The organism is Spiribacter onubensis (assembly GCF_040838425.1).
In the GTDB taxonomy this organism is placed as follows: Bacteria; Pseudomonadota; Gammaproteobacteria; order Nitrococcales; family Nitrococcaceae; genus Spiribacter; species Spiribacter onubensis.
In genome coordinates, this window is the sequence record NZ_JBAKFI010000002.1 from 211,215 (window position 1) to 237,510 (window position 26,296).

Here is a 26,296-nt window from a genome sequence, read left to right on the forward strand (position 1 = left end):
CGGGTTTAGGGTGACCTGTGAACGCGTTCCTCAATGAGCCTTTCCGGTAAAAGAATCCTGCTCGGGGTGACCGGCGGCATTGCCGCCTACAAGGCGCCGGACCTCGTCCGGCGCCTGCGCGATGCAGGGGCCGACGTACGGGTTGTGCTGACCGCCGGGGCCGAGGCGTTCGTAAAGCCGCTCACCTTCCAGGCCGTCTCACACCGGCCCGTTCATACCGACCTGCTCGATCCGGACGCGGAAGCCGGCATGGGCCATATCGAGCTCGCGCGCTGGGCTGATCGCGTGGTGATCGCACCGGCCACGGCCGACACCATGGCGCGCATTGCGCACGGACTGGCAGATGACCTGCTCACCACCCTGTGCCTGGCGACCGAGGCGCCGATCACGCTCTGCCCGGCCATGAATCATGTCATGTGGCGGGCGGCGGCCACCCGGGCCAATACCGACCTGCTGCAGTCGCGGGGCATCACGATGCTCGGCCCGGCGGATGGCCCCCTCGCGGAGGGAGAGTCGGGGCCGGGGCGAATGATGGAGCCCCGCGATATCGTCGATGCCTTGTCGAGCCCGTCCGTGCTGGCGAACCGAACCATCCTGATCACCGCGGGCCCGACCCGGGAACCGATTGATGCGGTCAGATTCATTGCCAACCGCAGCAGCGGCCGCATGGGATTCGCGATCGCGGCCGCCGCCGCGGTGGCCGGTGCCCGCGTCACGCTCATCGCCGGGCCGAGCGCCCTGCCGACACCCGCGGGCGTGACGCGGGTTGACGTCCAGACGGCGATGGAAATGCACTCGGCCACACTGAGCCGAGCCGACAAGGCGGACATCTTCGTGGCGGCAGCGGCGGTTGCCGACTACCGCGTCGCCGAGCCCGCAACCGGCAAGGTCAAGAAAGCCGATGCCCCCCCGTCACTGCAGCTGGCCCCCAACCCCGACATCCTCCGCGACGTGGCAGCGATGCCGGATGGCCCGTTCACACTCGGCTTTGCCGCGGAGACGGATGACCTGATTGATCACGCGAGGGGCAAGCTGAACGCCAAGGGACTGGACATGATCGCCGCCAATCAGGTGGGCGACGGGCTCGGCTTCGAGGTGGATGACAATCAGCTCGAGGTCCTCTGGAACAGCGGTGGAACCAGACTCGGGCCGATGCCCAAGAACCGGCTCGCCACCGCCCTGATCAAACTGCTGGGAGAGCACTGGCATGCAGCGCGTTGAAGTGCGCATTCTCGATCCGCGACTGGGCAGCGAATTCCCCATGCCCGATTATGCAACCGACGGCTCAGCGGGCGTGGACCTCCGGGCCTGCGTTGCCGACCCCACCGAGCTTGCCCCCGGTGATACCGCGCTGATCCCCTCGGGCATGGCCGTCCATATCGGCGACGCGAACCATGCCGCCGTCGTGCTGCCACGCTCGGGCCTCGGACACAAACATGGCATCGTGCTGGGCAACCTCGTGGGCCTCATCGACTCCGACTATCAGGGTGAGATCTTCATCTCCTGCTGGAACCGAGGTCGGGCGTCTTTCACCATCGAGCCGGGCGAGCGCATCGCCCAGCTGGTTTTCATGCCGGTCGCCCGGCCGGCGTTCACCACCGTCGAGGCCTTCACCGAGAGCGAACGCGGCGCCGGCGGTTTTGGCCACACCGGAAGACATTAAACAGGCAGGACGCCCCATGCAGATCGACCCCTCCATCCTCCGCGCCTATGACATCCGCGGCCTCGTGGATGGCCAACTCACTGAAGACACGGTCCGCGCCCTGGGCCAGGCGATCGGTTCGGCAGCGGCCGATGCAGGCCAGGCGCGCATCGTCGTGGGCTATGACGGCCGCGAATCCAGCCCGTGGCTGGCCGCCGCCCTGCGCGATGGGCTGATGGCGTCGGGTCGGGAAGTCATCGATATCGGACAGGTACCAACGCCTGTCATGTACTTCGCCACCTACCATCTGGAAACGGAAGCTGGCGTGGCCGTCACCGGCAGCCACAACCCCGCCGAATACAATGGCCTGAAGACCATCATCGGTGGCCGCCCGCTCTGGGGAGCCGGTATTCAGGCGCTTGGCCGCCGTATCAAGGATGACGATCTCGTCGAGGGTACCGGCACAGCGCATTCGCTGGATGTACTGGACGCCTACCGCGATCGGATCGCGGGTGACGTCCAGCTCCAGCGCCGCCTCAAGGTGGTCGTGGACTGCGGTAATGGCGTACCGGGCGCCGTGGCACCCGGCGTACTCGAGACGATCGGCGCCGACGTCATTCCCCTCTTCTGTGATGTGGATGGCAACTTTCCCAATCACCATCCCGATCCAACAGTGCCGGAAAATCTCCAGGACCTGATCCGGGCGGTCGCGACGGACAAGGCGGATCTCGGCCTCGCCTTCGACGGCGATGGTGACCGGTTGGGCGTGGTGGACGAGAACGGCCACATCATCTGGGCGGACCGACAGATGATGCTGTATGCCCGTGCCATCCTGGCGCGACATCCCGGGAAGGGCATCGTCTTCGACGTCAAGTGCAGCGGCAAACTGGCCGAGGTCATCCGGCAGGCCGGCGGGGAACCGGTCATGTGGAAGACCGGCCATTCCCTGATCAAGGAAAAGCTCCGGGAAACCGCGGCCCCGCTGGCCGGCGAGATGAGCGGGCATCTGTTCTTCAACGACCGCTGGTACGGCTTCGACGACGCCATCTACGCCGCCGCCCGTCTGCTCGAGATCCTCGCCGGTGATGGCCGGCAGGCCAGCGAGATCTTCGGCGAGCTGCCCGAACCGGTGAGCACGCCAGAGATCCGCCTGGATCTGGAAGAGGGGCAGCCTCATCAGCTCATGAATGCACTGATGGGACAGGCCGAGGCGTTTGATGACGCCCGGATCACCACCATCGACGGCCTGCGGATGGACTTTGATGATGGCTGGGGCCTGGTCCGTGCCTCCAATACGCAACCCTGTCTGGTGATGCGGTTCGAGGGGGTCGACGAGGAGGCGCTGGGGCGGATTCGTGAGCGCTTCGAGGGCCTGATTCGGGACGCCGGTGAGTCTGTCGGCATTGCAATTTGACCCCGATCAAGGATCCTCACGGTTCGGCTACCCAGACATAAACTTCGGTTCTATCCTCGACTCAAACACATCCACTCGAGGAGCGTGAACCATGAAAGCCGTCCATTCACTCACCGCAGCCATAGCACTCGGGCTGGTCAGCGGCGGAGCCCTCGCCGACGACGCCCTGCTGGAGCGGGCCCAGTTGCTGTTCAAGCCGATTCCGGAGAGCGCCGCCTCCTATCTGGAGGACCGCAACCCCATGACGCCGGAGAAGATCGAGCTCGGCAAGATGCTGTTCTTCGATCCGCGCCTCTCGGCCAGCCAGACCATCAGCTGCAATACCTGCCATAACGTGGGCATGGGCGGCGACGACAACATCCCCAGCTCGGTTGGCCATAACTGGCAGCGTGGACCGCGCAACTCCCCGACCATCTTCAACGCGGTGTTCAACGTCGCGCAGTTCTGGGACGGTCGCGCCGAGGATATGACGGAGCAGGCCAAGGGCCCGATCCAGGCAGGCGTCGAGATGAACAACACGCCGGCCAAGCTCGAGGAGACCCTCAACAGCATCGGCGAATATGTCGACGCGTTCGAGGCCGCCTTCCCCGAGTCATCCAATGCGGTCAGCTTCGACAATACCGCCAAGGCTCTCGAGGTCTACCAGGCCACGCTGATCACGCCGGATTCGCCCTTCGATCAGTACCTCAAGGGGGATAAGGACGCGCTCACCGACCAGCAGATCGCGGGCCTGGACGCGTTCATGAACAAGGGCTGCGTCGCCTGCCACAACGGCGTCAACGTTGGTGGTCAGGGCTACTATCCCTTCGGCGTCATCAACCGGCCCGGAGCGGATATCCTGCCCGAGGGCGACACGGGTCGGGCGCAGGTGACGGAGACGGCGGCCGACGAGTACGTCTTCCGCTCCCCCTCGCTGCGGAACGTCGCGCTGACGGCGCCCTACTTCCACTCCGGCAACGTCTGGAGCCTTCAGGAAGCGGTGGCCGTCATGAACGACTCCCAGCTCAACAGCCTCCTGACGGACGAGGATGTGGTCAACGTGACGGCGTTCCTGCGCTCGCTGACGGGCCGCCAGCCGGAGGTCGTGTACCCCGAGCTGCCGATCAGCACGGAGGCCACGCCGCTCCCGGACATCCCGGACTATCCGCGGCCGACGGGCGCGGAAGGCTAGACTTCCTCCCGGCGCTTGCGCCCCGGCTTCCGGGGCGCGACCATTGGACCGCACCTTCGGGTGCGGTCTTTTTGTCTGGACAGAAGAAAAAAATCAGCCGATGAGCAACGACGCCACGCCCCCCACCCAGGTCGCCCATGTCCTCACCGAGGCGCTGCCCTACATCCGGCGGTTCCACGGCCGCACGGTGGTCGTTAAGTACGGTGGCAATGCCATGGTGGACGAAGAGCTCAAGCGCGGCTTTGCGCGCGACGTCGTGCTCATGAAACTGGTGGGTATCAACCCGGTGGTGGTCCATGGCGGCGGCCCTCAGATCGGCACCGTGCTGGAGCGAATCGGCAAGGAGACCGAGTTCGTCCAGGGCATGCGCGTGACCGACTCCGAGACCATGGACGTCGTCGAGATGGTCCTGGGCGGACTGGTCAACAAGGAGATCGTCAGCCTCATCAACACCCATGGCGGGCGCGCGGTTGGCCTCAGCGGCAAGGATGGCGGCCTCATCCAGGCCCGACGGTTGACCCTGACCGGCACCGGGCCGGCGGAGAAGGCACCGGAGATCATCGACATCGGCCATGTGGGCGAGGTGACGGGAATCGATCCGTCGCTCATGTCGCTGCTGGACGGGGCCGATTTCATCCCGGTGGTGGCACCCATCGGTGTTGACGAGGCAGGCATTTCCTACAACATCAACGCCGACCTGGTCGCCGGTCACCTGGCACAGACACTTCGTGCAGAGAAACTGATCCTGATGACCAATACGGCCGGGATCCTGGATGGGGCGGGGAACCTCCTGACCGGGCTGGATGCCGAGCGGGTCGCGCAGCTCATCGACGATGGCACCATTCATGGCGGTATGCTGCCCAAGGTGGACTGTGCCCTGCAGGCCGTGCGCAACGGCGTCGGCGCAGCCACCATCATTGACGGCCGGGTGCCCCATGCGGTGCTGCTCGAGCTGTTCACCGACAGCGGGGTCGGCACGCTGATTCATGGCGAAGACGTCAACGGAGCGTCCGGCGCCTCGTGAGCGGATCCACCCGCATCGGCAGTATCGATACCATCAAGCGGACCTCAGGCACCATAACGGGACCGATAGTCCCGCATGGCCGCCAGATCCTGCGGTCGATTACCGGCACGCTCCAGATATTCCATCAGCGTATCCAGGGTCAGAATGGCGGTAACCGGCACACCATGCCGGCTGGCCACTTCCTGGGTGGCCGACTGCTCGTGCTGGCCCCGCTCCTGGCGGTCCAGCGCCACTAGAACCCCCGCCAGTTCGGCCCCGGCCGCATCGATGAGGTCCACGCTCTCTGCCACTGACGTCCCGGCGGAGATCACGTCATCGACGATGAGCACCCGCCCCGCCAGCGGCGCGCCGACCACGACACCACCCTCACCGTGGTCCTTCTCCTCCTTGCGGTTGAAAGCCCATGGGCAGTCGATGCCATGGTCCGCGGCGAGAGCGATGGAAACCGCGGAGACGAGCGGGATGCCCTTGTACGCAGGCCCGAAGAGCATATCGAAGTCCAGGCCGGCATCCACCGCCCGCTGGGCATAGGCCGAGCCGAGCCGACGCAGGGCTTCGCCGGTGCTGAACAGTCCGGTATTGAAGAAATACGGACTCTGCCGCCCCGACTTGAGGGTGAACGAGCCAAAGCGAAGGACGTCGCGAGCCAGGGCAAAATCAATGAGCGCGTGCTGATAGGCCTGCATGTCGACTAACCCGTGTTGCGCATGCCGGCGGCAATGCCGTTGATACAGATCATCAGCGCCTCGCGCAGATCCTCCTCGTGGCCATGCCGGACGCGGTCGAGCAGCTCCACCTGCAGGAGGTTGAGCGGGTCGACATAGGGGTTGCGCACACCCACCGAGCGCTGCACGACCGGGGCCTCGTCCAGGGGGTTTTCATGCTGGCTCACCGCGAGCACGGCCTGACGGGTTTCCTCATGGCGCGCGCGCAGGCCTTCACCAAGCCCTCGCAATGACGCCGGCACCAGGCGGGCGTCATACCAGGCCGCCACAGCGGGGTCGCTCTTCGCCAGCACCATTTCCATCATGTCGATAAAGGCGCGAAAGAAGGGCCAGGCCTCGTACATGTGGTGCAGCGATTCCCGCTCACCGGAGGCCAGTCCCTCGGCGAGTGCACTCCCCGCTCCCAGCCAGGCCGGCAGCAACAGCCGCGTCTGCGTCCATGCGAAGATCCACGGAATGGCACGCAGGCTCTCGACACCCTGGGTCGGCTTGCGCCGGGCCGGCCGGCTGCCGATGGCCAGATGACTGATTTCGTGCTCCGGCGTGGCATGCCGGAAGTATTCGATGAACTCCGGTGTTTCCCTGACCATGTCGCGGTAGACATCGCAGGAGGTCTCCGCGAGACGGTCCATGATCTCGCGCCAGTCGCTCTCCGGTGGCTTCGGCGGCACGAGGGTCGCCTCGGCTACCGCGGTGATGTAGAGCTCCAGATTCCGTTCGGCGATGCCGGGCAGCCCGAACTTGGCCTGAATCACCTCCCCCTGTTCGGTGACGCGAAGCCGCCCATCCACCGAACCCGGCGGCTGGGACAGGATGGCGGCGTGTGTCGGGCCGCCGCCCCGCCCAATGGATCCGCCACGTCCATGGAAAAGCGTGAGCCGGATGCCATGCCGACGGGCGGTCTCGACCAGCTGCTCCTGCGTCTGGTAGAGCGCCCAGGCGGCCGTCAGGTGGCTGGCGTCCTTGCCTGAGTCGGAGTAGCCGATCATCACTTCCTGGATCCCGTCGATGTGCTCGCGGTACCAGTCGATCTCGATCAGCTGCTCGAGGCAGGCCTGCGCCCCCTGCAGGTCGGCCAGAGTCTCGAAAAGCGGCACGACCCGAAGTGACGAGGTCACGCCGGCCTCCTTCTGAAGCAGCTTGACGGCGAGGATATCCGACGGCTTGGAGGCCATGGAGATCACATAGGCACCCAGGGAGTCCGATCCCATCTCAGCGACGACACGACAGGTATCGAGCACTTCGGTGACTTCGTCATCGGCCTCGAAATCATGCGGGATGAGCGGACGTCGGTTATCCAGCTCACGGATCAGGAACCGCTGACGCTCGGCTTCGTCCCAGGCGGCGTAGCTGCCGATGCCGAGCGCCTGGGTGACAGCATCAAGCGCATCCGTGTGCCGGGTGGACTCCTGGCGGATATCCACCCGCATAAGCGTCAGACCGAATACCGAAAGCCGGCGCAGCAGATCCTTCAGGCGCCCCTCGGCCACCACACCGGCACCGCTTTCATGCAGGGAGCGGTAGCAGATCATGAGCGGCTCGCGCAGGTCCTCGGTCCGCCAGTAGATGAGGCCTTCGGCGGGTCGCCGGCCAGCGAGCCGGGACTCCAGCCAGTGACGCGTTGCCAGCAGGCGATCGCGGACCGCCTTGAGCGCGGTCCGGTAGGGCTCCCAGGCATCGCCCACCCAGGCTCGCAGCTCGTCGCTTGCGCATTGCAGGGAGAGTTCCTCGATAAGCTCGTCGAGCTCTTTTTCATACAGCTCTACCGCCTTCCAGCGATTGAGCAGACAGACCTCCCGGGTCACCGTTGCCGTGACGCGCGGGTTGCCATCGCGGTCCCCACCCATCCAGGAGCCGAAATGGATGGGCGCGGCATCCAGTGACAGCGGTTTGCCGGTCTGACGCTGCAGGATCCGGTCGAGGCGGCGGAGGAAATGCGGGACGACGTCCCAGAGGGTCTGCTCGATGACCGCCAGCCCCCAGCGCGCCTCGTCCTGCGGCGCGGGACGGCGGCGCCGGATCTCGTCCGTTTCCCAGGCCGCGGTGATCTCCCGCTTCAACGACTGATGGACCTCCTCGATCTCTTCCGGGGTGGGGTCGAGGCGATCACCCTGATCCAGGAGTTCGGCGATGCGGTTGTACTTCTGCAGCAGGGACCGGCGCATCACCTCAGTCGGGTGGGCCGTGAGCACCAGTTCGATGTCGAGATTGGCAATGGCGGCATGCAGATCATCGCTGTTCCCGGTCGGCTGCATGCGCTTGAAGAATTCCTCCAGCGATCCACGCAGCGGCCCCGTCTCGGTATCGCGCACCCAGGCCCGACTGCGGCGCACCCGGTGATGCTGCTCGGCGATATTGGCGAGGTTGAGGAATTGCGAGAAGGCACGCACCACGGGCACGATCAGCTCGTCGGGCAATTCGCCGAGCCGCTCCTCCAGCGCCCGGGCGGCCTCGGCGTCACCGGCACGGGCCTCCTTGGCGAGCCCCCGGATTTCCTCCACCGTCTGGTAGACATGCTCGCCGGACTGTTCATGGATGGTGCTGCCGAGGAGCCCGCCCAACTGGCGGATATCCTCGCGCAAGGGCGCATCACTGCGATTTTCACTCATTCCCGCGATCCCTCCCGGCGGACAAAAAAAATCCGAACGGCGCCACCACCGCCCGGACTCTCCCCTGTAATATCAGGCATTCTGACCAAACGGGGTGGACTGATCAAGAAACGCACAACACCCGCAGGACGTGCACTCACGGCCGATCCGGCGACTGCGGTGGCGGAACAGCGGCGCCTCGCCGCCAGTGTCCGACATGCCCCGATGATGGCCGAGGTCCGACTTGTCGCCGGCATTGATGCCGGGTTCCCGCGTCATCGTTCCGTTACGCGGGCGGCCGTCGTCGCGATGACCTATCCGGATCTGGCGGTCGCGGAGCGGGCCGTCGCCAAAGTGCCCACCACCATGCCCTATATCCCCGGTCTGTTGTCATTCCGGGAGTTGCCAGCGATACTCGAGGCCCTGGCGCAATTAACGGCCGAGCCGGATCTGTTCCTCTGCGATGGCCAGGGTATCGCGCACCCCCGCCGCGTCGGAATCGCCACGCATCTGGGTGTCCTGCTGGACACTCCGAGTATCGGTGTCGCGAAAAGCCGCCTGATCGGGACCTACGATGAGGTGGGAGCCGAGCGCGGCGACTGGCAGCCCCTGATGGATGGGATCGAGCGCATCGGCACGGTGCTTCGCACCCGTCAGGGCGTCAAACCGGTGTTCGTCTCACCCGGCCACTGCTGCGACCATGATGATGCCGTCAACTGGACCATGCGCTGCCTATCCCGGTACCGGCTACCTGAACCGATCCGCGCCGCCGATCGATTCGCCTCGAACCGATAACGCTTGCCCGGCCGTTCGCCATACCCGACGATGCGGGAATGAGACTTGCGACAGAACTCGGGCGGTGGAAAGCGGCACTCACGGTCTATCGTCGACCGAGTGTCATGGCGATGCTGTTCCTGGGGTTCTCGGCCGGGCTGCCCTTCATGCTGGTGTTCGCCACCCTGACTGCATGGCTGCGTGAGTTCGATGTAAGCCGAACGGCGATCGGCTTTTTCAGTTGGGTGGGAATCACCTACTCCATCAAATTCATCTGGTCACCCGTCGTGGATCGCCTGCCGCTACCGGGACTGACCCGCTGGCTCGGGCGCCGGCGCGCCTGGATCCTCCTGGGCCAGATCGGCATTGCGGCCGGCCTCACGGGCATGGCGTTCACCGACCCGCAGGCCGCCCTCTGGCCGGTGGCGTTGTGCGCGCTGCTGGTGGCCTTCTCCTCGGCCACTCAGGATGTCGCCATCGACGCCTTTCGTATCGAATCGGACATCGACCGGTACCAGGGTGCGCTGGCCGCCGCTTATCAGATGGGCTACCGCCTGGCCATTCTGGTGTCCTACACGGGTGCGCTGTATCTGGCCGAATTACTGAACTGGCAACTGGCCTATCTGACCATGGCGGCGCTGGTCGGCGTTGGCGTGACGACGGTCATGCTGCGGCCGGAGCCGGTACCCGAGATCGATCGGACCAGCGCGCGCCGGGAACCCCGCGCGGTGGCTTTCGCCCGACGGCACCCTGAGATGCCGGGCTGGATGCGGCACACCGGCGCGTGGCTGATCGGCGCGGTGGCCTGCCCGGTAACCGATTTCTTCGGCCGCTTCGGACGTTTTGCACTGGTCATGCTGGGTCTGGTAGCGAGCTTCCGGATCACCGACATCGCCATGGCCAGCATGGCCAACCCGCTGTACATCGACCTGGGCTACAGCAAGGCCGTCATTGCCAACATCAGCGGCGCCTACGGCCTTGCCATGACCATCATCGGCGCCCTTCTGGGCGGGGCCCTGACGGCTCGTTTCGGGCTCCTTCGGCCGCTGCTCGCCGGCGCCATCCTCGCGGCAGGCACCAATCTGCTGTTCGCCTGGATGGCCGGCCAGGGTGGCGCCACCTGGGCGCTGGTACTGACCATCAGTGCCGACAACCTTTCCGGCGGAATCGCCGGATCCGTGTTCATCGCGTGGCTGTCCAGCCTGACCAGCACCACCTACACCGCTACGCAGTACGCACTGTTCAGTTCGCTGATGACGCTACCTGGCAAGTTCCTGAGCGGGTTTGGCGGCCTGGCGGTGGACACGCTCAATTACCCCGTCTTCTTCGTCATCTCGGCGGCCATGGGCTTGCCGGCGATATGCCTGATCATGGTCATCATGCGCCATGCGGCCCGACGGGAGACGGTGGACGCTGGACCGCTCCGCGATGGACAATGATGGCATCGATCCCACGGAGTCCGTCATGTCGGAAGCGCGTCACTGTCGTTTATTGATCCTCGGCTCGGGTCCTGCCGGATACACGGCCGCCGTGTATGCCGCTCGGGCCAACCTTGAGCCTGTGCTGGTGACCGGACTCGAGATGGGTGGTCAATTGACCACCACCACCGATGTCGATAACTGGCCGGGGGATGTCTCCGGGCTGCAGGGCCCGGCGCTCATGGAGCGCATGCGCCAGCATGCCGAGCGCTTCGGCACCGACATCGTCTTCGATCATATCCACACCGCAGAGCTTGGCTCCCGCCCACTGCGGCTGGTGGGTGACAGCGGCGAGTACACCGCCGACGCCCTCATCATCGCCACCGGCGCGTCGGCCATGTACCTGGGCCTGGAGTCGGAGACGCGCTTCATGGGCAAGGGTGTCTCGGCCTGCGCGACCTGCGATGGTTTCTTCTACCGCAACCAGGATGTCGCGGTGGTTGGAGGCGGGAACACCGCTCTTGAGGAAGCCCTCTACCTTTCCAACATCGCCCGTCACGTCACCGTCGTCCATCGCCGGGACCGGTTCCGTGGCGAGAAGATACTGCAGGACCAGGTCCTTCAACGCGCCGAGTCGGGCAATATCACCATCCGCTGGAACAGCACCCTCGACGAGGTGCTCGGCGATGAGACCGGCGTCACCGGCGCCCGCCTGCGCAGTACGGTGGACGACACCACTGACGATCTTGAATTGGCCGGTGTCTTCATCGCCATTGGTCATCGGCCCAATACCGAGCTCTTCCAGGGCCAGCTGGACATGGCTGGCGGCTACATCCGCGTGCAGAGCGGGCTGGATGGCAACGCCACCGCCACCAGCATCCCCGGCGTCTTTGCCGCGGGGGATGTCATGGATCACGTCTACCGCCAGGCGATCACTTCCGCCGGGAGCGGCTGCATGGCGGCACTGGATGCCGAGAAATACCTTGACGCCCTCGACATGGACCAGAAGTGAGCCTAAGCATGGAACAGCCCGCCCATCTCGCCCTCTATGAGCATGAACTCTGTGGTTTCTGCCAGATGGTCCGGCGCTCGACCCGGGACATCGGCCTGACGGTGGAGTCGCGCAACATCCTTCGCGAACCCGGCCGGCGCGAGGAGCTGATCGAGGGTGGCGGCAAGGGGATGGTGCCCTGCCTGCGCATTGAGTACCCGGATGGCCGGGTCGAGTGGCTCTACGAGTCGGCGGACATCATCGACTACCTGAAGCGGCTCGACGCCCAGGACTGAGGACAGCCGCTCGAAATCACCCGGGCCAGTCGTAGCGTATGGTCAGCGGCGCGTGATCGGAGAACCGGTCGGCTCGATGGATATCTGCGTCCTGAGCCCGCGACGCAATGCCTGGCGTGGCGACGTGGTAGTCGATCCGCCAACCGGTGTTGTTAGCCCAGGCCTGGCCACGGAATGACCACCAGGTGTATTCATCGGCACTATCGTTAACCTCGCGGAAGGCGTCGACGAAACCCGCCTCACCGAAGAGCCGGTCCATCCATTCCCGCTCGTGGGGCAAAAAGCCCGAGTTCTTCTGATTGGAGCGCCAGTTCTTCAAATCACGCCAGGTGTGGGCGATATTCCAGTCGCCGCAGATCACATACTCGCGACCATCAACAGCCATCGACTGGAGGCGCTCGAGCAGAGGCTCCATGAAGGCATCCTTGACCTCCTGGCGATGCTCCCCCGAGCTGCCCGATGGCATATAGAAAGAGATCACGCTGAGACGCCCGAAGCGGGCCTCCAGCCAGCGGCCTTCGCGGTCGATTTCGGGCATGCCGAGGCCGCGAACGTAAGCATCGGGCTCGCGCCGGCTATAGACGGCAACGCCGCTGTAGCCCTTGCGCTCGGCGTCGACGAACTCGGCATGATAACCGGGCGGAAAATACGGCCCGCCTTCCAGCTGATCCCGCTGTGCCTTGGTCTCCTGGATGCACAGGACGTCCGGGCGCTGCGACTCGAGCCACTCGAAGAAACCCTTGCGCTGGGCCGAGCGGATCCCGTTCAGGTTGGCAGTCATGATCGATAGCGTCATGGTTGCCAAGGATAAAGGAATTGAAAGGAGAATCGGCATGCGGCGAAGCTCGGACCTGGATGAGGTCTGCTACCCCTTCATTCACGAAAGCGGCCCATTGTGTGACTTCGAGGTGATCACCGACGAGCTCTGCGGCAATATCGGCGCGGCGATCTCCGGCGCTCCGGCGGACTGCAAGGATATTCGGGAGGACCTGGCCGTGCTGCAGCCGCTCGCGTTCCATTTAAACGGGTCCCTTCGCGGCCGGCTTGCCGTCACCGAAGAAGACCTCGACTGGGCAAAACAGCGTCTCGCCGATTATCGCGATGAAGCGGCGGGCCGCGCGGCGGGGTTTGTTCTCCCGCGCGGCGAGATGCCCGTGCCCTTCCTGAACCTCTCGCGCTCCGGCGCCAAAAAGGCCATTCGGCAGATGGTGCGCATTGAGGAGTCCGGCCATGAGGTGCCTGATGTCCTGCCGCGTTTCTGCAACATCCTCTGCAATCTTTTCTTCGCGATGATCCTGGTGATCAACCAGCGCCGGAATACCACCGAGGTGGCTTTCGTCTCGAAGAGTTACGGGCCGAGGACGCGAAGCGACTGATAGACCGGCCCGTACTCGGTCTCGCTCAGATAGGCCTCGATGTTGAATATGCGGGCCAGGTTGTCCCGGCTCAGCACGCGGGCAGGAGGCCCATCGGCGATCACCCGCTGCTCGCCGAGGAGAACGAGCCGTGTGCAGTGTCGCGCGGCCAGTCCCAGATCATGGATGGATAGGATCACCGTGCGGCCATCATCGGCCAGTGCGGCGAACGTCTCCATCGTGCTGATCTGATGGGCGGGATCAAGCCCGGCAATCGGCTCGTCGGCGAGGATGAGCGAGGTCTGCTGCGCCAGGGCCCGGGCAATGAGCGCTCGGGTCCGCTCACCGGAGGAGAGCTTCGTGACGGCACGATGTTCGAATCCCTGAAGCCCCACCCGCCGGATCGCCTCGGCAACGTGCGTCCGGTCCTCCGGGCTCGGCCGCAGACCCGGGCCACGATGGGGCATGCGCCCCAGCATGACGAGGGCCTCGACACTGATGGGCCAGGCGACGGTGCGATCCTGGGGCATCCAGGCCACCGCCCGGGCACGCGACCCATCATCGAGCTCGGCCAGCGAGCAGTGCCCCTCCGAGGGGATCAGGCCCAGAGCGGCCCGCATCAGCGTCGTCTTGCCGGCGCCATTGGGGCCGATGATGCCGACCAGCTCTCCCGGCTGGACCTCGAGGCGGATATCGCGCAGAACCGGCTGGCCGGCGAGGGACACCGAGAAGTCCTGAAGGGCGAGAAGACTCATGCCAGCTCCTGCCGGGTCTGGTAGATCAGATGCAGGAACAGCGGCGCTCCGATCAGGGCCGTGATCACACCCAGCTTGAGATCCGCCTCGGGCAGGACGCTACGGACAAGGATATCGGCGGCCAGCACCATGACGGCACCGCCCAGAGCGCTGGCGCCGAGCAGCCGGCCCGGCATCGCACCCACCCAGGGGCGAAGCAGATGAGGCACCACCAGCCCCACGAAACCGATGGTCCCGGCCACGGCCGTACTCGCCCCCACCACCAGGGCTGATCCGACAATGAGCTGCCAGCGCACGCGCGCCAGGCGCATTCCGAGTGTCTCGGCGGCGTCTTCCCCCAGCGTGATGGCGTTCAGTGGACGCCCCAGCGTGAGCAGCAACGCGGCACCCACCATCACGAAGGGCAGCGCCAGCCAGACATGCTGCATGGAGCGGTCGGCCAGCGACCCCATCATCCAGAAAACGATCTCGCTGGTAGCGAACGGATTGGGTGAAAGGTTCAGGGCCAGCGAGACCATCGCGCTTGCCAGGGCCGATATTGCGATCCCCGCCAGAATCAGGCTCAGCGTCCCACCGCGGCGGCCGGCCAGCAACGTGATCAGCAGAACGCCGGCAAAAGCCCCGGTCAGGGCCGATAACGGCAACCCGAGGGGAAATGTCGCCGCCAGACCGGTCTGGATGGCGATTACCGCACCCAGCGCGGCACTGCCGGAGATGCCCAGCAACCCGGGCTCGGCCAGCGGATTACGCAGATAGCCCTGCAGCGCCGCCCCGGACAGCCCGAGACTCGCACCGACCAGCGTGGCCAGTATGGCCCGGGGCAGACGGATTTCCTGCATGACCAGCGACAGGGGCGTATCACCGGCCGCAAACAACGCCTGCAGGCTTGCCAGCGGACCAATTGCCGCGGGTCCGACGATCAGTGAGACAGTGAACAGCGCCGCTGCCAAGGCCAGCAGAACCGCCAGCAGCCGGCTCATCGCGAGCCGACCAGCTCACCGCGGAGCGCGCCGATCCGCTCGATGGCGGCCAGTACCCGCGGCGTTCCGCATACCCACTCCCGATTGACCAGGCCGCGACGGGCGCCAAACCGGGCCACCTCATCCAGCACAGGATGCTGCATGATGGCCTGCGAGCGGGAATAGCCCCGATTGCGACTGCCGGTAATGACCAGCTCCGGCTCCGCCACCACCAGTTGCTCCAGAGGCAGATGCCCGCCGCCGGCAACACCCAGTCCCGAGGCAATGTTATTGAATCCGGCCGCGCGGACGATATCTCCCACCAGGGTGTCCTCTCCCCGGGTGTAGCCGTTGGGGAAGTATAAGGCCGCCTCCGGCGGATCCAGCGGCTCGCCGGAGAGCATGGCCACACGCCGGTCGAATGCCTCGACCAGCTCGCGGGCCCGCTCGGTTCGTCCCAGCAGTTCACCCATTCGAAGGAGGTTGCGGCGGACATCGTCCAGCGAGGTGGCCGGTTCGAACACGGCCACAGGGATGCCGAGCCGCTTCAACATGGCGACGGTGGCACCGGCACTGAAACGCCCGGCAATCACCAGGTCCGGATCAAGCAGATGGATCTCCTCGGCCCGGCCGTGGTTGACCGGATAGGCCTGCGCCTCATCGGCCATCGCCGAGCTGATCGGGTCACGCGACAGTGCAGAGACGGACGCGAGCTGACTCTCGCCCGCCACCAGCATGGCCAGCTGATCAGTGCAGAGGTTCATGGAGACGACACGCTGGGGCGCAGAGGGCTCCCCCGCGAATGCCGCGTTATTCAGCGCCACAAGCACGAGCAAAAGACCAGCAAGAGCCCCGCCTGGCCTATGCAGCCAGAGCGGGACAGCGATGGCGACGCTCACCATGAAGCCGCCATGCCGATGTAGCCTGCACGCCCCCGGGTAGCATATCCCCATACCTCGGTGTAGTCCTCATCAAAGGCGTTCGTTATGCGGCCAGTCAGGTCGATATGATCCGTAAGTGCATACCGCGCCGCGAAGTTAACAACGGTGAATGCCGGGATCTTGGCGAAAGGGTCGCCATCCTTGTAGAACTGCTGGTCGTAGAGATCGCGGACGTAGCGAAGGTCCCCGGAAAGTGTCAGGGGTACACTGGACGCCCGCCAGGTCGTGTTAAGGCCAAACTCATGCATTGGACGCCGGCCCTCAACCGACCCTTCGTCATTGGTCGAGCGGGTATAGGTATAGCTCAGACCGAAATCCACCGATTCTGCGGGGCGAAATTCGGTCGAGATCTCTACGCCCTCGCGTTTGCTATCTGCCTCACGGTTTTCCGCACGATAAGTTTCTGTATCCGATGACTCACTGATTTTCTTCGAATAAATTTCATCCTCAAGCTCCTCATTATAGTAAGTCAGCGCAGCAATACCTAAATCGCCCGGCAACGTCCACTCCAGGCCGAGGTCAAACGCAAAATTTTTCTCTGGCTTTACGGAGTCAGTCGCTTCATAAATCTGTGTTTTCGAGTCGGGCTGAAACGCAGGAAAGGTACCGCCGTATATGTCGAAATAAGAGGGATATACAACAGCGCGCCCGATAGAGGAATGCAGCCGGACTGAGCGCTGCAAATGATATGACGCGGCCAGATTCCATGTAACTGCATCCGAAAACTGATCGCTTGTATCCAGTCGAACACCCGCCTGCGTTGACAGATCATTCGACATGAACCCCTGATACTCAAGGGCATAGGATCGGTTCTCTCGCTCATCTGTTGAGTTATTTGCAGAGTCGTTTTTAGACTCAAACAACAAACTTAGCAGTTGGTCACTCGAATCCGTTGAGGCACCGTCTAGGGCGTACTGCCCACGATACTTATAAATGCGCGTCGTTTGATCACCAATCGCACTGTTCGCAGTCTGATTGCCAATATAATCAGTGCTTATCCGGCTGGTAAGAACATTACCTGGTGAACTAAAACCTATAAATGCTGAGATTGAGCGCTCAAGTAGCTTCGCAGTTTTTGTTTTATCATCAAAAACGTACTTACTCACCGTCGTCTCTCTATCACCACTCAGAAATGTCTCCGAATCAAAGTGATACCGAGCATCCGCTAATCGGAACGAGAATCCGGCCTCGATCTGATCCGTCAGACTAAGCCGACCTTTCGAAGTCACAGTCTCCCAACTTGTCGAATCTTCTTCACCGCCATCGCCGCTGAGATCGAATCCCTTGTCGTAGAGGTTATCGATCGTGACTGACAGATCGCCGCGAGGTGCGCCATAGGTAAGGAATGCACTCTGGCGGTCACCTTCACCGAATTCGAAACTCGCGCCCCGCGATACGCCTGCCGTCGCCCGGCGCGTGATGATGTTGATCACGCCGGAAGCCGCATCGGTGCCATACGGCACGGACTGGGGTCCTCGCAGCACTTCGATTCTGTCGACGTTCGCGACATCAAAACCCCGCAGATCATAGCCGCTGTCGCCCGCGGCGACACGAACGCCATTAACGAGGACCAGTACATGGTTTGCCTCACCGCCCCGGATACGGACCTGGCGATCGCTGGGGCCGGTTCCACTAACCGATACACCGGGTTGCGCCTCAAGCGCCTGCTGAACCGTGACGAAACCACGGTCCTCAATCTCCTGTCTGGTAATCACGGTGTTGGACCGCCCGAACTCGTCGGCGGCGACTGGCGAGATACCGCCGGAAACAATGATGGGTTCGAGCTCGGTGGTGTTGCTGGACTGGGCGTACACGTAGGTCGGCACGCCGGCGGCGATGGCCAGCGCGGTGGTGGCAAATGCCTTTTTCATGTTGTTGAGGCCTTTCTTTCCATGGCGGGATGGCTCCCGCCGACAGACACACGAGGTCTGCGAAGGCCCTCATCGGACAGCCCACCGCAGACCGGCGACTGTCACCTCTGCGGTAGTGCCGCTTCCCTGGCGCGCCCCGCACCGGAAATGGGTGATCGCCTCGGCAGGTCTCCTGGCTCACGGGTCATCGCTTGGCCCCGCCTTCCCATCGCATCCGCGACAGTGGCATTCCAGGGCTTCGCTCGCCGCTTACAGTTGCGGGGGCAGCCGCAGCTTTGCACTGCGTTCCCTTTTAATCCGATGCCATGGCACCGGAACCGAAGTCACTGAAAGTGTGCAATGGATCGGACGGGGGTTCAAGTTGAGGGGGCGTACCGCTGCAGGATCAGATCAAAGACATCATGGCCCTTGCGCACGCCCCGTCGCTCGAATCGGGTGCCGGGCCGGTCGCCGGGATCGGGGGCATAGCCACCATGCGGGTTATCCAGGCGGGGCTCGGTCTCGCTGAGCGCGAGCATCCACTCGGCGTACTCCGCCCAGTCGGTGGCCATGTGCAGAAAACCGCCGGGCTGAAGCCGGTCAGCCACCATGGTCAGCCACGGCGCCTGGACCATGCGGCGCTTGTGATGCCGCTTCTTTGGCCAGGGATCGGGGAAGAAGAGCTGCAGACCGGCCAGCGAAGCCGAGGGAATCCCCTGACGCAGCAGCTCGCTGGCATCGGCCAGAAGGACTTTGAGGTTGGTGATGCCGTCGGCCTCGATGCGCCGAAGCAGCCGACCCGTGCCGGCACGGTATACCTCAACGCCCAGATAGTTGCGCTCCGGATGGGCACTGGCGATCTCCGCCAGCGCCTCGCCATCGCCATAGCCGATGTCGAGCACCACCGGCGCCTGGCGATTGAACAGAACGTCGAGGTCGAGCGGACCTGCAGCCGCCGTCCAGTCAATGCCGTACAGCGAATACAGCTCGTCGAGGGCGCGCTGCTGACCGGTGGTGAGCCGGCCCTCGCGACGGACGAAGCTGCGGATGGGGCGGTACGTATTGTCGCTCACGCGCCGCCGTGCCAGAAGGTGCCCTCCAGGGGGGAGCTGGCCGAAGCGAACCGACGCATGGGCATGCGGCCAGCCAGGAAGGCCTCGCGTCCGGCTTCGATACCCTTGCGCATCGCCGATGCCATGAGCAGGGGGTTCTTCGCGGCGGCGATCGCCGTATTCATCAGCACGCCGTCGCAGCCGAGTTCCATGGCCACCGCGGCGTCCGACGCCGTGCCGACGCCGGCATCGACGATGATCGGCACCTCCGCGTTCTCGATGATCGTCATCAGGTTGTAACGGTTCTGGATACCCAGCCCGGAGCCGATGGGTGACGCCAGAGGCATGACGGCCACACACCCCATCTCCTCGAGTCGCTTCGCGGCAATCGGATCATCGCTGGTGTAGACCATGACCTCAAAGCCATCGGCCACCAGCTTCTCCGCCGCCTCCAGCGTGGCGGGCACGTCCGGATAGAGTGTTTTCTGGTCACCCAGCACCTCGAGCTTGACGAGGTTGTGACCATCCAGCAGCTCACGGGCGAGCCGGCAGACGCGCACCGCGTCATCGGCCGTATAGCAGCCCGCCGTGTTCGGCAGAATGGTGAATTCGCTCGGGGGAATGACGTCGAGAAGGTTTTCCTCGTCGGCATCCTGGCCGATGTTGGTCCGGCGGATGGCGACAGTAACGATTTCGGCGCCACTGGCGCGGATCGCCTCGCCGGTCTCGGCCATATTCCGGTACTTGCCGGTACCCACAAGCAGCCGCGAGCGGAACTGACGGCCTGCAATGGTGAGGATATCCTGGTCGGTCATGTTGCCTCTTTCTGCTTCAGCCGCCGCCGATGGCGCGGATGATCTCGACCCGGTCTCCATCCTGAAGTCCGGTGGCCGCGTATTCACTGCGTGGCACCACGTCCTCGTTGTGTTCAACGGCGACGCGCTGACTGCCCATGTCCATGCGCTCGAGCAGCTCTTCGAGCGTGCAGCGGGCTGGCACGGTAAAGGGCTCGCCGTTGACGCGAATGGTGATGTCCGGTGCAGGGGAATTCATGTCGACATTATAACGCAGACGGGCTTATCCAATTCATCACAGGGCTTGCCGAAATTGATCAAAACCGGATACTAGAGACTCCGACGCGGCTGTAGCTCAATGGTAGAGCGCTGCCCTCCCAAGGCAGTGATGCCGGTTCGATCCCGGTCAGCCGCTCCAGTCTCCCCGGGTGTCAATGACATCCCCGGGCCTGGCAGGCACCTGACAGGCGATGACTTCCTGGCCATTGACGCATACCCGACAACGCTGACACTGGCCAATGCCGCAGAACCAGTCGGGCGGAGTCACCCGGCCATCGGCCACCGCGTCGGCGCAGAGCAGCGCCGCAAGAACACTCATGCCGGCCGGCAGTTCATGCCGCACCCCGTCGATAGCCACCATGATCCGCTCGCCGGCATCACGCACCGGCCGGAAACCCTGCCCGCTCATACGAACCGCTCCGGATGCAACTGACCAGCAGAGGGATGTGTGACCCCCTCGGCCAGTGTCGCCGCCACGATTTCGCCGGTCACCGCGGCCAAACCGTGGCCCGCCCCCTCATGCCCGGTCGCCACGACAATACGCTCCGCGCCCGGCAATGCCCCGATAATGGGTAGCCCATCGCGCGAGAACGGTCGCAGCCCGGCATAGGCGCGGATCACCCGCAGTCGTGCCAGATCCGGCACAATGCCAATACAGTCGGCCAGCAGCCGCTGCACCGTTTCCATGTTGATGGTCATGTCGAACCCGGCGAACTCGCGCGAGCTGCCGCAGAGGATGGTGCCGCTGCGCGTGGCCTCGATGATGGCCGCCGTCTGTACCGCCGTCTCGTCGATCTCGGTGCTCTCCGCCGCCGCCTGATAGCCGAAGTCGGCGATCTTGGAGTTGACGACGACATCCCCTCGCTCCAGCACGGCGATATGGCCCTTGCGCGGTTCGATCGGCACGGAGAGCCCGAGTGGCTTCAGTACCTCATTCGTCCAGATGCCCGTGCACAGGCAGACGTGGCCGGCGGTCACCGGCTCCCCTCCGGCCAGCGTCACCACCACCCGATCATCAGTCGGCTCAAGCTGCTCGATGGCCTGATAGAAACGGTATTCCACGCCCGCCTCACGCAGGTGCCGGGCGATCTGATAACAGGCGAGCATGGGCTGCACCTGGGCATCACCGGGCCAGTACCCCACGGCCACCGTATCCGGACCCAGATGCGGCTCGAGTGCCTCCCAGCCGGATTCCAGGAAACGGCAGTCGACCCCCGCTGACTGCTGGGCGCGGACCAATGCCGCCAGGCCTTCCGCCTCGGTATGCGACCGTGCCACGACGGTCGAGCCCTTCGGGTCGAACTCGCAATGATTGCCGTATCGCTCGGCAAACCGGTGCCAGGCCTGCAGACTGCGATGAGAGAGCTCGAGCATGAGCCCGGGAGACTTATCCGAGCAAAGCAGGTTGCCGTCACTGCTGCGCGACGTTCCCGGCGCCAGACCGGCGCGATCGACGACCATCACTCGAAGGCCGCGCTCGTGCAGGGCAAGCGCGACAAAGCTGCCGATGATCCCACTGCCGACCACGACGGCATCAACGTGGGCCATTCAATACCTCCGCCACGGACAGCGGGCGGGAAAATGCCCGTTGGTTCAACGCTCCGCGCGGTTCGAGCCCGGCTGCGCGGATGCGCTCACTGACCTGGGCCTCGCAGTAGCGGCCCTGGCAGGGCCCCATGCCACAACGGGTGACGACCTTGATCGAGGACAGGTCGGCGAGACCCAGGGCGACCGCCTGATCAACCGCCCGCACCCGGGCGCCTTCACAGGCGCAGATGACAGCGTCCGGATCCGGTGTCTGGCGGGCGCGCCGCGCCTGGGCCCGCTCCAGACCACGGGCGAAGCCGATCAGAACGCGTCGCCGCCATTCCCCCGTCGGCCGCGCGGCCGTCCGCCCCGCCAGATCGCTCAGCACGGCAGACACCACACGCTCGCCGGAAAGCCGGGCATGCCGCCAGCCTCGAATGCCCTGGCCTTCACCGATCACATAAATCCCGGATTGGCTGGTGCGCCCAAGCGAATCCGTCGCCACCACCCAATAACCACCGACCGGATCGTAATTGATCCGGCAGCCTGCCGTCCGGGCCAGCTGTGTCTGCGGCACGAAACGCTCGGTCAGCCCCAGGTGATCGAACGCAATCCGCTCATCGCCGTCGGTGAGCAGTTCACCATCGCCCACGGCGGCCACCGCTGTGCCGTAGCGGATGGGCACGTCGGCCCGGGCGAGCCAGCGACGCTTGCGCATGAACTCGAGACTGTTGCTGGGAATACCGAGCCCCCAGGGCGCGAGGCGTGCGTAATCACTGCGCCGCAGACGATCAATGACATGCGTGACCGTGCCGCCGGCCCGCACGACGCCGGCCGCCACGACGGTGAGGAAAGGGCCGCTTCCCGCGATGACAACCCGCCCGCGAGGCAGAATGCCGTGCCCCTTGCCCAGGGCCTGCAGGGCGCCGGCACTGCTGACGCTGCGGGCCGGCAGACCGGGCACGGGATCGTGCAGATCATAGGCGCCACAGGCGAGGACAACGGCATCGAATTTCGCCTGATCCGCGCCATCTCCGCCTTCAAACCAGACCCGGCCATCGGACTCCACCGACAGGACCCGGGTCCCCGAGCGCAGGCTCAGCCCGGAGGATTCCGCGGCCAGGGCCTCCAGCGGAGTGGGTGGCGCGGTTGCCCGAATGCGGCTGATGTTTCCGCCGGTGCGGGGCTGTTCATCGAATACCGTCACGCGGGCACCGCGCGCGAGCAGTCCACGGACGGCCGCCTCTCCGGCCGGCCCGGTGCCTATGACCGAAACCGAGGGGGCAGGCTGTCGGGCACCCGTCGACATCAAGGCCTTTTATGCGCCCAGGTAGGCCTGGACGATGCTCTCGTCAGCGGCGAGTGCGGATGCCTCGCCCTTGTTCCAGATTTCGCCGTTCTCGAGCACATAGGCGTAATGGGCGATCTTCAGCGCCAGCCGGGCATTCTGTTCGACGAGCAGGATGGTGGTCCCGGCCTCGTTCAATTGCTTGACGATACGCATGGTCTGAGTCACCAGTTTAGGCGCCAGCCCCATGGATGGCTCATCGAGGAGCAGAACCCGCGGTCCATGCATGAGTGCCCGGCCCAGCGCCAGCATCTGCTGCTCGCCCCCGGAGAGCAGCGAGCCATCCTGATGACGCCGCTCGGCGAGGATAGGGAAGCGTTCGAAGACATCGGCCAGACGCTCGCGACGCAGGGCATGGTCCCGCACCGTAAAGCTGCCCAGCTCGAGATTCTCCTGCACGCTCAGCCCCTTGAGGATATGCCGCCCCTCGGGCACGTGCACAACGCCCTGCCGGGCAATCTCATGGGCCGGCAGGCGGGTGATGTCCTCGCCATCCAGGACTACGCGGCCGGTCTGCGCACGGACAATGCCTGAGATGGTCTTCAGCGTCGTCGTCTTGCCCGCGCCGTTGCTGCCCAGCACCGCGATGATCTGCCCGGGGGTCACCTCGATATCGATCCCGCGCAACGCCTGGATCTTTCCATAATACGACTCGACCTGTTCGACCCGAAGCACTGGCTCAGTCACAGGGCCATCTCCTCGTCTTCCTGTCCCAGGTAGGCCTCGATCACCTTTGGATCGTTCTTGACCTGCTCCGCTGTGCCCTTGGCGATGATGCGCCCGTAGTCCAGCACATGGATATGCTCGGAGACCTGCATCACCAGGCCCATATCATGCTCGATGAGCAGCACGGCCACGTTCCGCTCATCGCGGATACGGCGGATCAGCTCGACCAGCGCCGCCTTCTCCGTCCCGTTCAGACCCGCCGCCGGCTCATCGAGCAGGATCAGCTGCGGCTGAGTCGCGAGAGCCCGGGCGATTTCCACCAGCCGCTGATAACCGTAGGCGAGGTTGGTGGCGAGGCGATCAGCGTATTCATCGACGCCCACGAACTTCATGCAGTCATGCGCCACCTCCGCGATATACCGCTCTTCCGCGCGCTGTCCGGGGGTGCGGAAAACCGCTCCGAAGGCCCCCGCTCGGGTCCGGCAGTGCATGCCGGCCATGACGTTTTCCATGACCGACATCTCGCGGAACAGCCGGACGTTCTGGAAGGTCCGGGCGATACCGAACTGGGTGACCTTGTGCGGCTTGCGGCGCAGGATCCGCTCGCCGTTGAATTCGATACGCCCTTCCTGCGGGCGGTAGAAACCCGTGATGGAGTTGAAAAGCGAGGTCTTCCCCGCGCCGTTGGGACCGATGAGGCTGGCCAGCGAGCCCGCCTCGACACCGAAATCCACCTTGTCGAGCACCGTGTTGCCCGCAAAGCGCAGGGTGACCTGTTCCAGATCGAGCAGCATCTCTTCCCTCCCCCTGCGCTAGTGACGTCGTTCCGGCCAGATGCCGCTCGGCCTGAGCAGCATGATGAGCAGCATGACCACCGCGAACAGCAGCAGACGCAGCTCACCGAGATTACGCAACAGCTCTGGACCGAGGATGATGATGAACGCCCCGAGAATGACGCCGGGTATCTTGCCCATTCCCCCCAGAATCACGGCCATCAGGACCAGAACCGACTGCTCGAAGCTGAAGCTCTCGGGGGAAATCGCACCGAGGTTGGCCGCGAAGAAGATCCCGCCGAAAGCGCCGAACACGGATCCGGTCACGTAGGCGGCGAGCTTGACGCGCACACGGTTGATGCCCATCGCCTCGGCGGCGTCTTCATCGTGCCGCACATAGAGCCATGCGCGGCCGAGCCGGGAGTGGTAGAGGCGATGACTGGCAATGACCGCCACGATCGCCAGCACCAGGAATATGTAGTAGAAGTCGACATAGCTGCTGATGACGTAGCCGAAGAAATTCGGCTCCGGGATGTTCGACAGCCCCGTGGCACGTCCGGTGATTTCGAGGTTGCGGGCCCCGAAACGCACGATCTCGCCGAATCCAAGGGTCACGATGGCCAGATAATCGCTCCGCAACCGAAGCGTTGGCCCGCCGATGATGACGCCGGCTATACAGGCCGCCACGAGCGCCGGTGGGATCGCGAGCCAGAAGTTCCAGTCGAACTGGACGGTGAGAATGCCAATACTGTAGGCCCCCACCGCGAAAAAGGCCGCATAGCCGAGATCCAGTAGCCCGGCGTAACCCACCACGACGTTCAGCCCCAGCGCGAGGACGACGTAGAGCAGCGCGTTGGTCATGATGGTCGTCGTGTAACGCCCCATCACGAGCGGTGCCAGTGCCATGAGGACGACAATCGCGATGAGCAGGATGGCCTGCCGACGCGGACTGTCGAAATATGCATAGAGCCGGTCAATCATGATCACATCCGCTCCACTTCTGACTTGCCGAGCAGACCGGTCGGCTTGAACACCAGCACGAGGATCAGGATCGCGAAGGTGAAGACGTCCTTCCACTCACTGCCAATCCAGGGGATCTGCGTGCCGAAGGATTCGAGCATCCCGAGGATCAACCCGCCCAGCATGGCCCCCGTGATACTGCCTATTCCGCCTATCACCGCGGCGGTGAAGGCCTTGAGGCCGATCAGAAAGCCCATGAAATACCAGATGCTGCCGTAATAGGCACCGGCCATGGTGCCGGCCGCAGCGGCGAGGGCTGAGCCGATGAGGAAGGTAATCGCCACCACGCGGTTGACGTTGATACCCATCAGGCGGCACATGTCCTTGTCGATTGAGACCGCCCGCATTGCCCTGCCGTACATCGTGCGGCTGACGAAGAATTCCAGTGCGATCATCAGCACGGCGGCGGTGGCCACCAGCACCATGGCCTGATGGCTGATGAACAGGCGCCCGAATTCGAACCCGCCGAAGCCAAGATCGGTCCGGAACGCCGTGTACTTCCCGTGTGTCAGGCTCAATGCACCGTTCTGCAGCACCAGGGAAACGGCCAGCGCGGTAATCAGGATGGATAACCGGGGTGCAGAGAGCATCGGCTGATAGGCCACCCGCTGGATGATCACGCCCAGAAAGCCCACGGCCACCATCGAGATGAGGATGGCGATGAACAGTCCGGTCCAGCCCGCCCCCACAACGCCGGACACCAGGGATAGCGCACCGAATCCCACGAAGGCGCCGACCATGTACACATCGCCATGGGCGAAGTTGAGCAGTTTGATCACACCAAAGATCATGGTGTAACCGAGCGCAATGAGCGCGTAAAAAGACCCCAGCACCAGGCCGTTGACGATAGCCTGGAGGAAGGTTTCCAAGGCTGGCATGCCGAGCCCCCCGTAACCGGCGTTGAACCTGGCCGGTGCCGGCAGGGTCGACCCCA

27 protein-coding genes, 1 tRNA gene and 1 riboswitch are annotated in these 26,296 nt (G+C 64.4%); of the genes, 11 read left to right on the forward strand and 17 right to left on the reverse strand.

Annotated elements, in window-relative coordinates:
- Nucleotides 1-33: 33 nt before the first annotated feature.
- From coaBC to argB, 5 genes are all read left to right on the forward strand, one after another.
- Nucleotides 34-1,221 carry a bifunctional phosphopantothenoylcysteine decarboxylase/phosphopantothenate--cysteine ligase CoaBC gene (coaBC, locus tag V6X63_RS04460; RefSeq protein WP_367978235.1) on the forward strand — a complete coding sequence of 396 codons (1,188 nt, stop codon included), beginning with the start codon at nt 34-36 and terminating at the stop codon, nt 1,219-1,221.
- On the forward strand, nt 1,208-1,663 hold the full coding sequence (dut, locus tag V6X63_RS04465; protein WP_367978236.1) for a dUTP diphosphatase: 456 nt from the start codon (nt 1,208-1,210) through the stop codon (nt 1,661-1,663). Before coaBC ends, dut begins: the two co-directional genes overlap by 14 nt.
- 16 nt (nt 1,664-1,679) lie before the next feature.
- Nucleotides 1,680-3,056: a phosphomannomutase/phosphoglucomutase gene (locus V6X63_RS04470; RefSeq protein ID WP_367978237.1), complete on the forward strand. Its 1,377-nt coding sequence runs from the start codon at nt 1,680-1,682 to the stop codon at nt 3,054-3,056.
- A gap of 91 nt (nt 3,057-3,147) precedes the next feature.
- Nucleotides 3,148-4,227: a cytochrome-c peroxidase gene (locus V6X63_RS04475; RefSeq protein ID WP_367967414.1), complete on the forward strand. Its 1,080-nt coding sequence runs from the start codon at nt 3,148-3,150 to the stop codon at nt 4,225-4,227.
- A gap of 100 nt (nt 4,228-4,327) precedes the next feature.
- Complete coding sequence (gene argB / locus V6X63_RS04480) at nt 4,328-5,251, forward strand: acetylglutamate kinase (RefSeq protein WP_367978238.1); 924 nt, start codon at nt 4,328-4,330, stop codon at nt 5,249-5,251.
- A gap of 44 nt (nt 5,252-5,295) precedes the next feature.
- Here argB and pyrE read toward each other — a convergent pair whose 3' ends face one another.
- Complete coding sequence (gene pyrE / locus V6X63_RS04485; RefSeq protein WP_367978239.1) at nt 5,296-5,937, reverse strand: orotate phosphoribosyltransferase; 642 nt, start codon at nt 5,935-5,937, stop codon at nt 5,296-5,298.
- A 5-nt stretch (nt 5,938-5,942) separates the two neighbouring features.
- A complete protein-coding gene (ppc, locus tag V6X63_RS04490) occupies nt 5,943-8,585 on the reverse strand; it encodes a phosphoenolpyruvate carboxylase (RefSeq protein WP_367967418.1) in 2,643 nt (880 codons plus the stop codon).
- 159 nt (nt 8,586-8,744) lie between these two features.
- On the opposite strand from ppc, the gene nfi reads away from it, so the two are divergent.
- From nfi to V6X63_RS04510, 4 genes are read left to right on the forward strand one after another with little or no spacing between them, the layout of a single operon-like run.
- A complete protein-coding gene (nfi, locus tag V6X63_RS04495; RefSeq protein ID WP_367978240.1) occupies nt 8,745-9,359 on the forward strand; it encodes a deoxyribonuclease V in 615 nt (204 codons plus the stop codon).
- Nucleotides 9,360-9,397: 38 nt separating this feature from the next.
- Nucleotides 9,398-10,777 (forward strand): AmpG family muropeptide MFS transporter, encoded by a 1,380-nt coding sequence (locus tag V6X63_RS04500; protein ID WP_367978241.1) that lies wholly within the window; start codon nt 9,398-9,400, stop codon nt 10,775-10,777.
- 25 nt (nt 10,778-10,802) lie between these two features.
- Nucleotides 10,803-11,768 carry a thioredoxin-disulfide reductase gene (trxB, locus tag V6X63_RS04505; protein WP_367978242.1) on the forward strand — a complete coding sequence of 322 codons (966 nt, stop codon included), beginning with the start codon at nt 10,803-10,805 and terminating at the stop codon, nt 11,766-11,768.
- Nucleotides 11,769-11,776: 8 nt separating this feature from the next.
- Entirely contained in the window at nt 11,777-12,043 is a 267-nt protein-coding gene (locus V6X63_RS04510; protein ID WP_367978243.1) for a glutathione S-transferase N-terminal domain-containing protein, read from the forward strand.
- A gap of 16 nt (nt 12,044-12,059) precedes the next feature.
- On the opposite strand, the gene V6X63_RS04515 is transcribed toward V6X63_RS04510, so the two are convergent.
- On the reverse strand, nt 12,060-12,839 hold the full coding sequence (locus tag V6X63_RS04515) for an exodeoxyribonuclease III (RefSeq protein ID WP_367978244.1): 780 nt from the start codon (nt 12,837-12,839) through the stop codon (nt 12,060-12,062).
- A 37-nt stretch (nt 12,840-12,876) separates the two neighbouring features.
- On the opposite strand from V6X63_RS04515, the gene V6X63_RS04520 reads away from it, so the two are divergent.
- On the forward strand, nt 12,877-13,419 hold the full coding sequence (locus V6X63_RS04520; RefSeq protein ID WP_367978245.1) for a hypothetical protein: 543 nt from the start codon (nt 12,877-12,879) through the stop codon (nt 13,417-13,419).
- Here the strand turns inward: V6X63_RS04520 and V6X63_RS04525 are convergent.
- From V6X63_RS04525 to thiS, 7 genes are all read right to left on the reverse strand, one after another.
- Nucleotides 13,392-14,153: an ABC transporter ATP-binding protein gene (locus V6X63_RS04525; protein ID WP_367978246.1), complete on the reverse strand. Its 762-nt coding sequence runs from the start codon at nt 14,151-14,153 to the stop codon at nt 13,392-13,394. The two genes, V6X63_RS04520 and V6X63_RS04525, sit on opposite strands and share 28 nt — an antisense overlap.
- On the reverse strand, nt 14,150-15,133 hold the full coding sequence (locus tag V6X63_RS04530) for a FecCD family ABC transporter permease (RefSeq protein ID WP_367978247.1): 984 nt from the start codon (nt 15,131-15,133) through the stop codon (nt 14,150-14,152). Before V6X63_RS04530 ends, V6X63_RS04525 begins: the two co-directional genes overlap by 4 nt.
- On the reverse strand, nt 15,130-15,876 hold the full coding sequence (locus V6X63_RS04535; protein WP_367978248.1) for an ABC transporter substrate-binding protein: 747 nt from the start codon (nt 15,874-15,876) through the stop codon (nt 15,130-15,132). Before V6X63_RS04535 ends, V6X63_RS04530 begins: the two co-directional genes overlap by 4 nt.
- 131 nt (nt 15,877-16,007) lie before the next feature.
- Nucleotides 16,008-17,924: a TonB-dependent receptor plug domain-containing protein gene (locus V6X63_RS04540; protein ID WP_367978249.1), complete on the reverse strand. Its 1,917-nt coding sequence runs from the start codon at nt 17,922-17,924 to the stop codon at nt 16,008-16,010.
- 145 nt (nt 17,925-18,069) lie between these two features.
- A riboswitch (cobalamin riboswitch) is annotated at nt 18,070-18,261 on the reverse strand.
- A 19-nt stretch (nt 18,262-18,280) separates the two neighbouring features.
- Nucleotides 18,281-18,976, reverse strand: a complete 696-nt coding sequence (gene trmB, locus V6X63_RS04545) for a tRNA (guanosine(46)-N7)-methyltransferase TrmB (RefSeq protein ID WP_367978250.1) — start codon at nt 18,974-18,976, stop codon at nt 18,281-18,283.
- On the reverse strand, nt 18,973-19,770 hold the full coding sequence (locus V6X63_RS04550) for a thiazole synthase (RefSeq protein WP_367978251.1): 798 nt from the start codon (nt 19,768-19,770) through the stop codon (nt 18,973-18,975). Before V6X63_RS04550 ends, trmB begins: the two co-directional genes overlap by 4 nt.
- Before the next feature lie 16 nt (nt 19,771-19,786).
- The gene (thiS, locus tag V6X63_RS04555) at nt 19,787-19,987 is read right to left on the reverse strand and encodes a sulfur carrier protein ThiS (RefSeq protein WP_367978411.1); all 201 of its coding nucleotides are present in this window, start codon (nt 19,985-19,987) and stop codon (nt 19,787-19,789) included.
- 106 nt (nt 19,988-20,093) lie between these two features.
- On the opposite strand from thiS, the gene V6X63_RS04560 reads away from it, so the two are divergent.
- Nucleotides 20,094-20,167 (forward strand) — tRNA-Gly (locus V6X63_RS04560).
- Here V6X63_RS04560 and V6X63_RS04565 read toward each other — a convergent pair.
- Genes V6X63_RS04565 through V6X63_RS04595 form a run of 7 tightly spaced genes read right to left on the reverse strand, consistent with a single transcriptional unit; the run spans nt 20,156 to nt 26,240 of the window.
- Nucleotides 20,156-20,437, reverse strand: a complete 282-nt coding sequence (locus V6X63_RS04565; RefSeq protein ID WP_367978252.1) for a 2Fe-2S iron-sulfur cluster-binding protein — start codon at nt 20,435-20,437, stop codon at nt 20,156-20,158. The genes V6X63_RS04560 and V6X63_RS04565 overlap by 12 nt on opposite strands.
- On the reverse strand, nt 20,434-21,576 hold the full coding sequence (locus V6X63_RS04570) for an NAD(P)/FAD-dependent oxidoreductase (RefSeq protein WP_367978253.1): 1,143 nt from the start codon (nt 21,574-21,576) through the stop codon (nt 20,434-20,436). The genes V6X63_RS04565 and V6X63_RS04570 overlap by 4 nt, the downstream gene beginning before the upstream one ends.
- The gene (locus V6X63_RS04575) at nt 21,563-22,864 is read right to left on the reverse strand and encodes an FAD-dependent oxidoreductase (protein WP_367978254.1); all 1,302 of its coding nucleotides are present in this window, start codon (nt 22,862-22,864) and stop codon (nt 21,563-21,565) included. Before V6X63_RS04575 ends, V6X63_RS04570 begins: the two co-directional genes overlap by 14 nt.
- 9 nt (nt 22,865-22,873) lie before the next feature.
- On the reverse strand, nt 22,874-23,590 hold the full coding sequence (locus V6X63_RS04580) for an ABC transporter ATP-binding protein (protein WP_367978255.1): 717 nt from the start codon (nt 23,588-23,590) through the stop codon (nt 22,874-22,876).
- Nucleotides 23,587-24,363 (reverse strand): ABC transporter ATP-binding protein, encoded by a 777-nt coding sequence (locus V6X63_RS04585; protein ID WP_367978256.1) that lies wholly within the window; start codon nt 24,361-24,363, stop codon nt 23,587-23,589. The genes V6X63_RS04580 and V6X63_RS04585 overlap by 4 nt, the downstream gene beginning before the upstream one ends.
- Before the next feature lie 18 nt (nt 24,364-24,381).
- A complete protein-coding gene (locus tag V6X63_RS04590; RefSeq protein ID WP_367978257.1) occupies nt 24,382-25,323 on the reverse strand; it encodes a branched-chain amino acid ABC transporter permease in 942 nt (313 codons plus the stop codon).
- Between the two features lie 2 nt (nt 25,324-25,325).
- On the reverse strand, nt 25,326-26,240 hold the full coding sequence (locus V6X63_RS04595; protein ID WP_367978258.1) for a branched-chain amino acid ABC transporter permease: 915 nt from the start codon (nt 26,238-26,240) through the stop codon (nt 25,326-25,328).
- Nucleotides 26,241-26,296: the final 56 nt, after the last annotated feature.